Raw genomic sequence first — 13,526 nt, forward strand, 5'->3', positions numbered from 1 at the left:
CCTACTTCCCTAATTCTTTTATGATATCTGTCAGCGGTACCTGCTTTTGTTCGGATGTCTCCATATTCTTAATGGAAACTTTATTTTCCGCCAATTCATTCTCTCCGATTACAATGGTGTATTTTGACTTCAGTCTGTCCGCATATTTAAACTGGCCTTTAATATTTCTCGCCATTAGATCCATTTCAGCCTTAAAACCGCTCTTCCTCAGGTCACGCATCAGTTTGAGGCCGAAGGCCTTCGCTGAATCCCCCATCACTGCGAGAAATACATCAACCTGTTCAGGCATTGGAATTTCGATGCCTGACTTTTCCATCACCAGCAACAGCCGTTCTACTCCCAGACCGAACCCTACACCCGGTATGGAAGGGCCTCCGATTTGTTCAATTAAATGATCGTATCTGCCGCCTCCGCATACTGTTCCCTGGGCTCCGATTTTATTGGATACAAATTCAAAAGCAGTCTTGGTATAATAATCCAATCCTCTTACGATACCAGGGTCTACAGTATAAGCCACACCCATAGCATCCAGATTGTCTTTTAAGTCATCAAAGGCTGTCCGGCAATCCTCGCAAAGGTAATCCAGCATAACAGGTGCTCCCTTTACGAGCTCCTGACAGACAGGAGATTTACAGTCTAAAATTCGCATTGGATTTCGGTCATAGCGTCCCTTGCAGGTATCACAGAGTTCATCATAGCGGGGTTTTAAAAATTCCCGTAAAGCAGCTCTGTATTTCTCTCTGCATTCAGGACACCCGATGCTGTTGATTCTCAGCTCCAGATCCTCTATTCCAAGGGACTCCAGAAAATCTACAGCAAAGCCGATCACTTCCGCATCAGCCATCATATTGTCCGTTCCGAATACTTCGATTCCAAATTGATGAAATTCCCTCAGCCGTCCGGATTGTGGCTTTTCATATCGAAAGCATGGAATGCTGTAATAGAATTTGGAAGGCTGTACGTCGGCATAAAGTTTATGTTCCACAAAAGCACGGACTACAGGAGAAGTCCCTTCCGGTTTTAAGGTAATACTTCGTTTACCATAATCCTCAAAGGTATACATTTGCTTTTCTACAATATCAGTCGTATCACCGACACCTCTTGCAAACAGCTCCGTATGTTCAAAGACAGGTGTCCTGATTTCTTTAAATACATACCTGCTGCAGGCTTGCCGGAATACATTTTCTACATAATGCCATTTATAGATCTCTGAAGGCAGGATATCCTTCGTTCCTTTTGGTGCGTTTGTTAACATCTTTTTTAGCCTCCTATTTCAATTTTTGCTCCATGTCATGTGTGAAACACGTGATCAGCTTTCCTTTGAAGCATTTCAGAAAGCCGGTCCATGTAAATTTCATAATTTGATACATTCGCCACTCGTTCCAAACGATTCTCCTCAGGATAATACACCTTCGTAATTCCGCCGGCGCCAAGGGCGATTATGGTCTGCTCCTCTTCCATAATTCTAATATTATAAATTCCTTCGGTTCCTGCTTTTGCATAACCGATATTTTCAAAATTGCCCGCCATATGTTTTTGACGATATAAGTAATAAGGGTGATAACCTGCATGATAGAGCATATTTTTTGCGGATACAAGCATATCCCTCACGATCTCTCCCTGGCGGTAGTGATAACCGCTGTCCATTTCCTTCAAGCGTGATGCCCGCTTCAATGCCAGGGTGTGTACCGTAATGTTTTGCGGTTCCAGTTCCAGCAAGGTTTTCAAAGTATATTCAAAATCATCAGGTTTTTCCTCCGGAAGCCCGGCTATGATATCCGCATTAACCACAGGTATCCCTGCGGCCTTTGCCAGCCTGAAAGCTTTTTTAATATCTTCCGGTTCATGATTGCGTCCGATGAGCTTCAAGGTTTTGCTGTTCATCGATTGGGGATTGATGCTGATGCGGTCTGCACCGGAATCCCTGATAACCGAAAGTTTTTCTCCTGTAATCGTATCCGGACGTCCTGCTTCCACCGTAAACTCCCTCAATCTGCTCAGATCAAAGGAATTGTTCACATGACAAAGAAGCTGTTTTAAATCCGGGGCATCCAGCGTTGTAGGGGTTCCGCCGCCAATATAAATGGTTTCGGGATACCAGCCTATGTTCTTCATTTCAGCTGCAGCATAGGTGATTTCCTTTTCCAGACTTACCAGATATTTTTTTATCTCCGCTTCCTGAACCTGATTGGATGGAAAGGAGCAATAGACACATCTGGTAGGGCAAAAAGGAATCCCAATATAGATTCCAACCGATTTTACAGGAGCCGTTCCTACAATATTTGTTTGATTATCCCAAAGATTTAAAAGTAAATCTGCTTTCTCCTGATTTAAATAATAACTGTTAAGAAGGATCTCCCGTACTTTTTCTCTTGATCCTTCCCGCTTCATCAGCTCGCCTGTCAGCTTCACCGGCCTGACGCCTGTTAGAATTCCCCAATCCGGCGAAAGCCCTGTGGCAGCACGAAGGGAATCATATAGATAGCGCTTTCTTTTATTTTTGATATCCAGTTCTTTTTTATATTCCTGTCCTTTTTGTCCTGAACAGAACTCATCCTGGTGGAAATCAGGAACTGAAATCACGACATCGGTTTCTGGGAAAGGCAGATTTGCTTCTTCCTGACAGCCGATTTCATATTCGTCCTGCTTTAAAAATACCTTTACCAGTTCTTCATATTCATTTTGATTTCCGCTGTTATTGAATAAAATCCTAAACAAATGGATTATTCTCCTTTTCAAAGCCGATGGTGGTAGTCCCCATGTGGCCAGGATAGACAGTCGTCTGATCCGGCAGAGTATATAATTTGTTCTCTATGGAAGACTTGATCGCAGCAAAGGAGGAACCCGGGAAATCGGTTCTTCCAATAGACTGGGCAAAAAGGGTGTCTCCGCTGAAAAGTGCGTCCTCTGCCAGTATAGAGATCCCGCCCACAGTATGGCCTGGGGTAAATAAAAACTTCAGTTCTAAATTTCCGACCATAAGAGTGTCCCCGTCTGCCACCAGAATATCCGGATTCAGTGAAACAGGTATGCCGCTGAGTTCCTGGGAGAAGTTCATTTTCGCATTTCTCAGCATTTCTTGTTCCAATTTCCCCGCAACAAGCTTTGCACCAGGGAATTCCTTCTGATATGCCGGAACTCCGCCTATATGATCTCCATGCCCATGGGTTAAGATAATATATTCGATGTGATAGCCGTTCTCCTTTATGTTGCTCACCATATTGACATTATGTCCGCCCGGATCTACAATAAAGGCTTTTTTTGTTTTTTCATCCACTACCAGATAGCTGTTCACCGACAGTGGACCGCTTAAATAATTTTTGATTATCATGATTGCTTTGATTTTTCCTTTCTACTCTATAACTTGTTCTGTAATCAAAAGACTTTCTTGCTGTCTATCAGAATGGTTACCGGTCCGTCATTATATATTTTAACCAGCATGTCCGCCTGAAAAATACCTTCTTCCACCGGAATGCCTTGTTCTTTGCAAAGTAAAATAAATTTTTGATAAAGTTCATTTGCTTTATCCGGTCTCGCAGCCTTGATAAAGCTGGGTCTCTTTCCTTTTCTGCAGTCACCGAACAGGGTAAACTGGGATACTGCCAGTATTTTCCCCTGTATATCTCTCACAGAGAGATTCATTTTTTCGTTTTCGTCTTCAAAAATTCTGAGGCCGGTTATCTTATCGGCCATATAAACCGCATCCTCTATTGTGTCTTCTTCTTCTACTCCAAGCAGGACCATAAGTCCCTTCTCGATGGCACCTGTTACGTTACCATCTACGGTAACATCCGCCTGGCTGACTCTTTGCACTACTGCTCGCATGGTTGACTCCTTACTATGTGATGGCGCGATAAACATCGGAAACACCGGGTACACTGCGCAATGACCGCAGCACCTTTTCCATCTGACTGGTATTCGAGATCGACAAGGTCATGGTGATATTGACGATCCTGTCTTTTGCGCTTTTTGCATTGACTCCTGCAATATGCACATCCATATCTTCACAAACTCTGGACAGATCGGAAAAGAGCCCCTTTCGGTCCTCGGCCAGAATATTGATATCCGTATCATAAGACATATCTTCTTTTTGTTTGTCCCATTCAACGGAAATAAATCTTTGACGTTCTTCTTCCGGCAGAGAAATAACGTTTACACAATCTTTCCTGTGTACGGAAATTCCTCTCCCCTTGGTAATAAACCCGATAATTTCATCGCCGGGCACAGGATTGCAGCATTTGGAGAAACGAATCAGCAGGTTATCCACCCCTTTGACGGTAACGCCGGTTTGTTCTCTCTTCTTAACCTTCTTCTTGCTTTCAACAAGATTCTCAGCTTTTTCCTTTCTCCTGAGTTCCGCCTGCTTTTCTTCCTGATAGAACTCCAGAAGCATATTGACGGTTTTGCTGAGCAGTACACCGCCTGATCCCAATGCCGTATAAAGATCATCGGCAGATGCCAGGTTGAAATTCTTGGCACATTTATTGATATATTGACTCTTCAGGAGCTGCTGGGTATCGTAGCCTTTTCGTCGTACATATTTTTCCAGCATTTCCTTGCCTTTATCTGTATTTTCGGATTTATTTTCTTTTTTTAACCATTGCCTGATTTTATTTTTTGCATTACTGCTCTTAGCAATTTTCAGCCAGTCTATACTTGGACCTTTACTGTTCGATGATGTAACGATCTCGACAATATTCCCGTTGGTCAATGTATGGTCTATAGGGACCATCTTGCCGTTGACTTTTGCACCGATACATTTCACTCCGATTGCGGAGTGGATCTTAAAGGCAAAATCAAGAGGTGTGGAACCGGCCGGCAGCTCGATAACATCCCCTTTCGGGGTGAAAACGAATACCTGATTGGAGAAGAGATCCACTTTCAGAGTTTCCATAAACTCCTTCGGATCATTCATATCCTTCTGCCATTCCAGCGTTTGGCGAAGCCATGCAAGCTTGCCCTCTTCTTTGTCTTCGGAGACACCTTCTTTATATTTCCAATGAGCAGCAATACCGTACTCGGCAATGCGATGCATTTCATAGGTCCTGATTTGGATTTCAAAGGGCTCACCATTATCTCCAATTACGGTTGTATGCAAAGACTGGTAACGGTTTGTCTTCGGCATCGCTATGTAATCCTTAAAGCGGCCCGGAATTGGCTTCCACATGGTATGGACTGCCCCAAGCACAGCATAACAATCCTTCACACTATCTACGATGATACGAATCGCAGTGAGATCGAAAATTTCATCCAACTGCTTGTTCTGGTATTTCATTTTTCGATAGATACTGTAAAAATGCTTGGAACGTCCCGTTATATCGTAGGGAATTTTCAACTCATTCAGGCTCTCTTTAATTTCGTTGATTACCTTATTGATATATTCTTCCCGTTTCTGTTTTTTCATTTTTACCTGGCTTACCAGGTCATAGTAGGCATCGGGATCCAATTGTTTCAGCGCTATGTCTTCCAGCTCAAATTTCATGGTATAAATTCCTAAACGGCTGGCCAGCGGTGCATATATTTCCAAGGTTTCCTTGCATTTTTCACGAATCTGGTCTTCACTCATATAGTTGATGGTACGAAGATTGTGAAGTCTGTCGGCTAATTTGATAATCAGTACCCGGATATCCTTTGACATTGCCAAAAACATTTTCCGTAAATTTTCAGCCTGGCGTTCTTCCTTGCTTTCAAAAACAAGAGAACCTAACTTCGTAACACCATCAACCAATAATGCAACTTCTTCCCCAAAATCAGCTTTTAAATCTTCTTGAGAATAAGAAGTGTCTTCCACAGTATCGTGCAGAAGACCTGCGACAATGGTATTTTCATCCATGCCCAGGTCAGCAAGAATTTTTGCAACTTCAATCGGATGAACCAAATATGGCTCACCCGATTTTCGCAACTGTCCTTTATGAAATTCTTCCGCTTTTTTATAAGCCTTCTCTATTAATTGAATATCAATATTCGGATTTATATTCAGAAGGTCGTCTAAGAATTTCTCCATGTTAATCATAAGCACTAAACCTTACTTTTGCTTTTTTTGGCTTTATATTTGGGTCCGCCGGTTGCTTGCACAAGCTGGTAGTAAATCGGACTGGCAATTAAAATCGATGATGCAGTTCCGGCTGTTATACCAACGATCAAAGGTAAGGTAAACTGTCTTATGGTTTCCCCACCCAAAACAAACAGAGGGATAATGGCCACAATTGTTGTGAGTGAAGTCATAATAGAACGAACCAGAGTTTGGTTAATACTCCTATCGATAAGCTCTTCTGTCTGGTTTTTCTTCATCAGGCCCAAATTTTCTCTGATTCGGTCAAAAACAACAATAGTATCGTTGATGGAATAACCGACCACTGTAAGCACTGCAGCGATAAAGGGGTTGTTTATCGGAATGTGGAACAGTCCGTAAAATGCAATTAGCATGAGTACATCATGGACAACACTGCAAATAGCCGCTACACCGAATTTCCATTCAAACCGAACAATGATATAGATCAGCATGCCAATGCTGGCTATGGCAACAGCCTTCACTGCGTTTTCTTTCAACATGTCTCCTACAGAGGGACCGAATTGCTCAACAGAAAGAACTGCCTTCTCAGTAATATCAAATTCAGCATAGATATTATTCAGTAATTTTTCACGTGCAGCGGTATCCATTGCCTGAACCGTTTTTATAATGACCTCCTGATTTTGTTCCCCTGCATGGACTACATCAGCAGTGATATTGTTTGCTTTTAAAACCTTGTTGATATCAGCCACCGGAACCTCTTGTCCCATATCGATCTGGAACATGGTACCGCCGGTAAAATCGATACCAAAATTAAATCCTCTGATAAACCCCACAGAAAGACCTATTATAATAAGAGTAATACTGATAATATAGAATATTTTCCTGTTTTTAATAAAGGAAAGTTCACGATTGATACTAAACATTAGTCGCACCCTCCTTTATTCCAAAATATTGTTTCTTTGATAAGGCCTTATTTTCCGCCATCAAGGACAGATAAAGCTGTGTCACAACAACGGCAGTGAATACACTGGCAATAATACCAATCATCAATGTCATTGCAAATCCCTTTACCGGCCCTGAACCAAGCTGGTAAAGCACAACCCCTGCAATGATCGTTGTAATCTGTGAGTCGATAATGGTGGACATAGCTCTCTTAAAGCCTGAAGCCACCGATACCCGAATGGATTTGCCATTCAGGATTTCTTCACGAACTCTGGCAAAAATAATTACATTTGCATCTACAGCCATACCGACGGATAAGATAATACCGGCAATGCCAGGCAGGGTTAAAACGCCGCCCATTGCTACAATCACCCAGAAAACGATCAAAACGTAAAGCAGCAATGCGATATTTGCCGCAAATCCCATCATTCGATACATTATAATCATAATGGCAAAAATTAAAAGGATGCCGATTACGCCGGCAATAATACTCATTTCTAAAGCATTCAGTCCAAGTTTTGGACCAACCACGGAGGTTTGTACCTCTTTCAGTTCCACGGGCAGAGCACCGCCGCGAATCAGCGCCGCCAGATTGGTTGCTTCATCATCGGTAAAGCCTCCGCCGCCGCCAGTAATCTGTGCGGTCCCGTTGGGAATCACTTCATTTACTACGGGAGACGAAATCACTTCTCCATCCAATACGATCATGATGGCACGATCGGGAACTCCTTGATTTTTTGAAACAACTTGTCCCTTTATAATAGCTTCGGTGGCTTGTTTAAATGCGTCAGCGCCTTCACTGTCGAATTTCAGCGCTACGGCATAACCACCATGCTGCTGGTCCATTTCTGTGCTGGCATCCTTCACCTGGCTTCCGTCTAAAACGATGGTATTGTCAGCCATAATAAATTGGAGCTGTGCGGTCTTTCCTATAGAATTGATTGCATCCTCCGCATCCTGAGCACCGGGCAATTCAACCCTGATTCTGTTATTTCCTTCTATAGTAACAATAGGCTCAGATAATCCCATCTGATTGACCCTGTTTTCTATAATTGCCTGGGTTTGAGCCATCAAACTCTTCAATTCTTCACCAGTCGCGCTAGTTTGCGCCTCCATGACAACATAAACTCCTCCAGATAAATCAAGTCCCAGTTTGATCTGATCCTTGATAGGAGCAAAGGAGCCTACGCCCATGAGGGTTGCATACCAGCCGAATAGAATAATGATTGACAATACAATCGCCAATACCTTCTTCATGCTGTTGTTCACCTTCTTCTTCTTGCTGTTATTTGTGAATTTTATCACTTATGATATATGTTACAGAATATTTTACTACTTTTTCACAGTTCCTACAAGCAAAATCATATTATAAACCCTAAAATAGCTGAAAAAAAGCCTGAAAAGAGACTATAATCTCATGTTTACCCCAATCATTCCCCCGATACTTCCAAATAACAGGCAAAGAATGTACTTCAGCAGACCCAGGCCGATTTTAATTTCCGATGAGAATGCCATCATGTAGATAGCTGAAATAATTAAAATGAAAATAACGGAATAGAGTGCACCGTATAAAAATCCTTTTTTCTTTATAAAAGATCCGCTATAGATTCCAAGAAACATGCAGGATAAACATAAAGCGAACATTACATAATAGATGGACCAGGTTTCCGGAATTGGTGTAAATTTCACAAGAACACTTGCTACTAGAGTTAAAAGGAAAAACGAGATTAATGCAAAAACAAATCCCTTTATATTTTTTATCGTTCTCTCCATCATATCCTCCTCTATCAAGGTTTCCCAATATATGACAGATTGGACAAACCTTGTCTAATATTCTTTTTTATATTATATTTTACCGATTTGGAATTATACTAGTAACATGAGGATTCCCGTTCTTTGAATAAAAAAAAGTCCCGGATCGTAATCCAGAACTTATCTGTTTATTTGGTGCCGGCGATCGGGGTCGAACCGATACGGTGTTGCCACCACGGGATTTTGAGTCCCGCACGTCTGCCAATTCCATCACGCCGGCGTAACAAAACTTATATTAACATAAATATAAATCGAAATCAAGAAAAAAGCATTTACAATTTTAAAAAATTACTATATAATTTTTTCATAACCTGAGAGGAGGATGAATATGAGTCAAAACATAGCGACATTAATGCCTTTAATTCTATTAATATTTATCATGTATTTCTTACTAATTAGGCCTCAAAAGAAACGTGAAAAAGCAGTGAATGCCATGAGAAACGCTATCAAGGTTGGTGATGAAGTAATCACAATCGGCGGTATCTGCGGCAAAATTGTGAAAACAAAAGATGAAACACTTACAATTCAGGTTGGTGCTGACAAGACAAAGTTTGAAGTCATGAGATGGGCCATCTCGAAGGTTGTAAATGAAGAACCTGCTGCTCCTTCTAAAAAAGGCAAGAAAGAAGAAGCTGATGATACTGAAGAAGCGCCAAAGAAATCTCTTCCTAAGAAAATGTTGAAAAAAACTGTTTCTGCTCCTGATGAAGAAACACCTGTTGAAGAGAACCTCGTGGTTGAAAATGAAGCAGAAGAGGCTGAAGGTCAGGAAGAAAAATAAATGATTACTAATTACCCCTGCAGAAAACTGCAGGGGATTTTCTTTTTTCCAGTATGAAAACTGTCATTCTAACCTGTTATTTTGACTGAATTTATCTTTGTTGAACTGCTTATTCCTTCTCTTTTAAAATTTTTCCGCCGCCGACAACAATATCATCCTGATAGAACACTGCTGCCTGTCCCGGTGTAATAGCCCGTTGTTTTTCTTTAAATTTCACGAATACCGTTCCTTCTTCCCTCGGATAAATGGTAGCCGGCACTTCTGCCTGTTTATATCTCGTTTTCACTGTCACTTCCATTGGCTCTTTCAATTCCGGTATTGAAATAAAATTAACATTTCCCGCAACCAGCGTGTCTTGAAACAGTTCTTCGTTACTTCCCAGAAAAACCTGTTTTTTTTCGGCATTGATCCCGGTTACATACATGGGTTTGCCAAAGGTTTTTCCAAGACCTTTTCTCTGACCGACGGTATAGTGAATAATCCCTTTATGTTTTCCCAGAACAGTTCCTTCTTTATCTATAAAATCGCCTTCTTCCGCTTTTAAACCGATTGTCTTTTCCAGAAATCCGGCATAATCCCCATCTTTTACAAAGCAGATATCCTGACTGTCCGGTTTTTTGGCGTTCACGAAACCTTTTTTTTCTGCAATTTCCCTGATTTCCGTCTTATACAGATTTCCCAAGGGAAATAAAGTCCGGGAAAGCTCTTCCTGGCTCATGGTGTAAAGGGCGTAGCTCTGATCTTTGGAACCATCCTTTCCCTTCTTTAATAAATATCTTCCGGTTGCACTGTCTTGTTCAATTCTGGCATAATGACCTGTTGCAATATAATCATATTCGAGTAATAGAGCTCTTTCTAAAAACTTTTCAAATTTTATACTTCGATTGCATTCAATGCACGGATTTGGTGTTTCTCCGCAGGCGTAGGCCTCCGCAAAAGGTAAAATGACATCCTTCTGAAATTGAAGTCCAAAATTGAATACATCGTGGCGAAAACCCAGCTTATGGGCTACGCTTTTAGCATCCAAAACATCTTCCAGAGAACAGCAAGTTCTTGTCCTTTCCGTTATTCCGATATCTTCATTTTCAAAAAGCTTAAAGGTTGCTCCTCCTACTTCATAACCCTGCTCCATTAATAGAACTGCCGCTACGGAGCTGTCAACGCCTCCGCTCATGGCGATTAAAACTCGTGCCATAACTACCCCTTCCATTATCATTAAGATCCTGCAGATCCTTTATAGTCCTATATATTCCGAATAAATTGACTTGGCATGATTGGAATCTTTCGCATTTTCAATCATTGCCCTGCCGTCTTTAAAAAGTTTAAAACCTATCGTTTCATCATGAAACGTAAGCATAAAATTATTATAGCTTACCTTTCCCAGTTTATCTAGAGATTTTGCCAGGCTGTCAAAGTTTATGTCTGATTTTTTCATGGGAATCACCTGAATTTCATTTCTCCCGCATAAGCTTGTCGTATAAGTCCCGCCCGCCTGATTGAAATAGGCATAGTGATGTTCACCGCATACAGAGCAGCTTTCATTCCTCTCAACCTTTAAAAATTCAACGGAATTTTCCCATATATCAAAATAAAGTAGGGTATCTCTGATTCGATCGGATCCGGTTAAAATCTTTACGGCTTCTGCTGATTGGACGGATGCCATAATATTCGTAATCATGTTCAGTACACCTACGGCGCTGCAGGTTTCATGGTTTTCGAAAGATGTTGATTCCCCCGTCATACATTGAAAACAAGGTGTTTGATCAGGAATGATATTCATTGTCATTCCTATGCTTCCCACCGCAGCACAATAAATCCACGGTATTTTATACTCCTGACAGGCTTCATTGATTAACAATCGGATTTCAAAATTATCCGTGGCATCCAATACGAGATCACAGTCTTTTATCATCCCTTCTATGTTGGATGAATTCACATCCGTGATGACAGGTTCCAGCTGAATCGTTGAGTTTACTTTCTTTAAATGCTCATAAGCGGCAGCGGCTTTCGGCATCTCTCGATCCACATCGTCCTCATTATAAAGTGTCTGCCTTTGCAGATTGCTCAAAGATACGTAATCTCTGTCAATCAGCTTTATTCTGCCTACTCCTGCTCTGGCAAGGTTATTAGCACTGACTGTTCCTAATGCTCCAAGTCCGATAATGGCAACTGTGGAATTTAATAATTTTTGCTGCCCTTCTGCCCCGATATTCGCATATACGATCTGTCTTGAATATCTGGAATCATCCATTTCCTTACCTCCCATGAACGATGCGTTGAATTGCATCTATACAGATATCAATTTCCTGTTCCGTGTTAAAATATCCCGGACTGATTCTAATGACTCCGCCTTTTTCAATTGTACCCAAGGTTTTATGCGTATCTCCGGCACATTGGAGCCCTGCTCTTACCGCAACATCAAAGGATTGATCTATAATCAGAGAAACTGCTTCCAAGTCCGTATTTTCTATGGTAAATGCTACTGCACTGCCTCTGGCCTGGCCTGCTTTCGGTCCGTAAACGGTAATGCCGTCTATTTTCTGAAGTCCTGTAATCAAACGGTTTACAAGTGCCGTCTCTTTCTTCTCAATGGCCGTGATTCCTTCTGACAATACATATTTGATGCCCTCAGCCAGTCCTGCGATACCGGAATGATTTAAAGTACCGCTTTCGTAACGCTGGGGCCCTTTCCCGGGCTGAAACAGCGCTTCCGAATCACTGCCTGTTCCGCCTTCCTTTAACGTATCAAGGATAAGACCTTCCCGAATATATAAACCACCGGTACCTTGAGGCCCAAAAAGACCTTTATGACCGGGAAAAGCTAGCAGATCGATTTTCATTTCACCGACATTAATTTCTTTCATTCCTGCAGATTGGGCTGCGTCCAGTAAAAACAGGACTCCCCTTTTCCTGCATAATTCACCGATTTCTTTTACCGGGTGCAGCGTTCCGGTAACATTGGAAATATGACTGCAGACTACTAATTTAGTATTTTTCTCAAAGGCAGCTTCCAGGGCATTTAAATCCAAACCCCTTTCGCCTGAAGTCAATACTTTCGATGTTCGGATTCCGTTATTTTCCAATTTATGCAATGGCCTTGACACGGAATTATGCTCCATGCTGCTGGTAATCACATGATCACCGGGTTTCAATGTCCCTTTGATTGCAAGATTTAAAGCTTCCGTCGCATTGTAAGTAAAGCTGATGGTTTCCGGACTCTCAGCATGAAATAATCTGGAAGCCAGCATACGTGCTTCATAAATCAGTTCCCCTGCCGCCAAGGACATTTTGTGACTCCCTCTCCCTGAATTTCCGCCTTGTTCTCTCAATACTTGATCGACCTTCCTGTAAACCATTTCCGGTTTGGGCCATGACGTAGCAGCATTATCTAAATAAATCACAGAACCACCTCCTTATTTGCCATTATATCATATTAATCATATTTATTTAATAGGATAGACGTAAATAATATTTGCAGAATTGTAATTGATATTGGTTGAACTTCCAATCTTATGGGAATATAATAAGAAGTAGCAATATAAGAGATTTAGTCGAAAGGTGGTACATCGCAATGGCAATAGGCTGGACAGAAGACTTATCGGTAGGAGTAGATTTAGTAGATCAGCAGCATAAAATCTGGTTTGAAAAAGCGGATCAATTATTTGAGGCTGGTAAAAGCGGAAAAGCAAAAGAGTTTATTGCTCAAATGCTCGATTTCTTGGATGATTATACGAAAAAACATTTCAGTGATGAAGAAAAGTATATGCAAAGCATTCATTATCCCGAATATGACAAGCAAAAATCATTACATACAGCCTTTATTACGGAATTGGAAAAGTTAAAAAAGGAATTTCAATTATCCGGGGGAAATATCCTTGTCATATTAAATGCAAATCAAATGGTTGTAGATTGGCTGACAAAACACATCTCTTCTGAAGATAAGAAGATCGGCGTTTTTGTTAGAAACATGAAATAATA

At 41.3% G+C, this 13,526-nt stretch carries 13 protein-coding genes and 1 tRNA gene; 2 read left to right on the top strand and 12 right to left on the bottom strand.

All coding sequences use genetic code 11. The annotated features are described in order from the left end of the window. Position 1 precedes the first annotated feature (1 nt). The 9 genes from hisS to KCX82_RS02125 all read right to left on the bottom strand — a co-directional run bounded on the left by hisS (position 2) and on the right by KCX82_RS02125 (position 8,987). The gene (gene hisS, locus KCX82_RS02085; RefSeq protein WP_227016777.1) at positions 2–1,255 is read right to left on the bottom strand and encodes a histidine--tRNA ligase; all 1,254 of its coding nucleotides are present in this window, start codon (positions 1,253–1,255) and stop codon (positions 2–4) included. Between the two features lie 35 nt (positions 1,256–1,290). Continuing rightward, positions 1,291–2,718, bottom strand: coding sequence for a coproporphyrinogen dehydrogenase HemZ (hemZ, locus tag KCX82_RS02090; protein ID WP_227016778.1), 1,428 nt, complete (start codon positions 2,716–2,718; stop codon positions 1,291–1,293). Continuing rightward, complete coding sequence (locus tag KCX82_RS02095) at positions 2,711–3,331, bottom strand: MBL fold metallo-hydrolase (RefSeq protein ID WP_227016779.1); 621 nt, start codon at positions 3,329–3,331, stop codon at positions 2,711–2,713. Before KCX82_RS02095 ends, hemZ begins: the two co-directional genes overlap by 8 nt. A 44-nt stretch (positions 3,332–3,375) precedes the next feature. Continuing rightward, positions 3,376–3,825, bottom strand: a complete 450-nt coding sequence (gene dtd / locus KCX82_RS02100) for a D-aminoacyl-tRNA deacylase (RefSeq protein WP_227016780.1) — start codon at positions 3,823–3,825, stop codon at positions 3,376–3,378. 13 nt (positions 3,826–3,838) lie between these two features. After that, positions 3,839–6,013: a RelA/SpoT family protein gene (locus KCX82_RS02105; protein WP_319633323.1), complete on the bottom strand. Its 2,175-nt coding sequence runs from the start codon at positions 6,011–6,013 to the stop codon at positions 3,839–3,841. A gap of 5 nt (positions 6,014–6,018) precedes the next feature. Then, positions 6,019–6,936, bottom strand: a complete 918-nt coding sequence (gene secF / locus KCX82_RS02110) for a protein translocase subunit SecF (RefSeq protein ID WP_227016781.1) — start codon at positions 6,934–6,936, stop codon at positions 6,019–6,021. Then, entirely contained in the window at positions 6,929–8,212 is a 1,284-nt protein-coding gene (gene secD, locus KCX82_RS02115; RefSeq protein ID WP_227016782.1) for a protein translocase subunit SecD, read from the bottom strand. Before secD ends, secF begins: the two co-directional genes overlap by 8 nt. 150 nt (positions 8,213–8,362) lie before the next feature. Beyond that, complete coding sequence (locus KCX82_RS02120) at positions 8,363–8,728, bottom strand: TIGR04086 family membrane protein (protein ID WP_227016783.1); 366 nt, start codon at positions 8,726–8,728, stop codon at positions 8,363–8,365. Between the two features lie 172 nt (positions 8,729–8,900). After that, positions 8,901–8,987, bottom strand: a tRNA-Leu gene (locus KCX82_RS02125). 108 nt (positions 8,988–9,095) lie between these two features. Between KCX82_RS02125 and yajC the strand changes: the two genes are divergently transcribed. Beyond that, entirely contained in the window at positions 9,096–9,548 is a 453-nt protein-coding gene (gene yajC, locus KCX82_RS02130) for a preprotein translocase subunit YajC (RefSeq protein ID WP_227016784.1), read from the top strand. Positions 9,549–9,657: 109 nt separating this feature from the next. Here yajC and mnmA read toward each other — a convergent pair whose 3' ends face one another. The 3 genes from mnmA to KCX82_RS02145 are packed head-to-tail and all read right to left on the bottom strand — an operon-like array spanning position 9,658 to position 12,949. Continuing rightward, complete coding sequence (mnmA, locus tag KCX82_RS02135) at positions 9,658–10,743, bottom strand: tRNA 2-thiouridine(34) synthase MnmA (protein WP_227016785.1); 1,086 nt, start codon at positions 10,741–10,743, stop codon at positions 9,658–9,660. A gap of 39 nt (positions 10,744–10,782) precedes the next feature. Continuing rightward, entirely contained in the window at positions 10,783–11,799 is a 1,017-nt protein-coding gene (locus tag KCX82_RS02140) for a ThiF family adenylyltransferase (RefSeq protein WP_227016786.1), read from the bottom strand. 4 nt (positions 11,800–11,803) lie between these two features. Next, the gene (locus tag KCX82_RS02145) at positions 11,804–12,949 is read right to left on the bottom strand and encodes an aminotransferase class V-fold PLP-dependent enzyme (protein WP_227016787.1); all 1,146 of its coding nucleotides are present in this window, start codon (positions 12,947–12,949) and stop codon (positions 11,804–11,806) included. 170 nt (positions 12,950–13,119) lie between these two features. Here KCX82_RS02145 and KCX82_RS02150 point away from each other — a divergent pair, with 170 nt between their 5' ends. Beyond that, on the top strand, positions 13,120–13,524 hold the full coding sequence (locus tag KCX82_RS02150) for a bacteriohemerythrin (RefSeq protein WP_227016788.1): 405 nt from the start codon (positions 13,120–13,122) through the stop codon (positions 13,522–13,524). Positions 13,525–13,526 lie beyond the last annotated feature (2 nt).

Origin of the sequence: Sinanaerobacter chloroacetimidivorans (genome assembly GCF_018128545.1) — a bacterium.
Lineage (GTDB): Bacteria > Bacillota > Clostridia > Peptostreptococcales > Anaerovoracaceae > Sinanaerobacter > Sinanaerobacter chloroacetimidivorans.

Excerpts from the sequence above, each read along its gene's own strand:
- KCX82_RS02150 (WP_227016788.1), top strand. The coding sequence starts at position 13,120 with ATGGCAATAGGCTGGACAGAAGACTTATCGGTAGGAGTAGATTTAGTA.
- KCX82_RS02105 (WP_319633323.1), bottom strand. The coding sequence starts at position 6,013 with ATGATTAACATGGAGAAATTCTTAGACGACCTTCTGAATATAAATCCG.
- secD (WP_227016782.1), bottom strand. The coding sequence starts at position 8,212 with ATGAAGAAGGTATTGGCGATTGTATTGTCAATCATTATTCTATTCGGC.
- mnmA (WP_227016785.1), bottom strand. The coding sequence starts at position 10,743 with ATGGCACGAGTTTTAATCGCCATGAGCGGAGGCGTTGACAGCTCCGTA.
- hisS (WP_227016777.1), bottom strand. The coding sequence starts at position 1,255 with ATGTTAACAAACGCACCAAAAGGAACGAAGGATATCCTGCCTTCAGAG.
- KCX82_RS02095 (WP_227016779.1), bottom strand. The coding sequence starts at position 3,331 with ATGATAATCAAAAATTATTTAAGCGGTCCACTGTCGGTGAACAGCTAT.
- KCX82_RS02140 (WP_227016786.1), bottom strand. The coding sequence starts at position 11,799 with ATGGATGATTCCAGATATTCAAGACAGATCGTATATGCGAATATCGGG.
- secF (WP_227016781.1), bottom strand. The coding sequence starts at position 6,936 with ATGTTTAGTATCAATCGTGAACTTTCCTTTATTAAAAACAGGAAAATA.
- dtd (WP_227016780.1), bottom strand. The coding sequence starts at position 3,825 with ATGCGAGCAGTAGTGCAAAGAGTCAGCCAGGCGGATGTTACCGTAGAT.
- yajC (WP_227016784.1), top strand. The coding sequence starts at position 9,096 with ATGAGTCAAAACATAGCGACATTAATGCCTTTAATTCTATTAATATTT.
- KCX82_RS02120 (WP_227016783.1), bottom strand. The coding sequence starts at position 8,728 with ATGGAGAGAACGATAAAAAATATAAAGGGATTTGTTTTTGCATTAATC.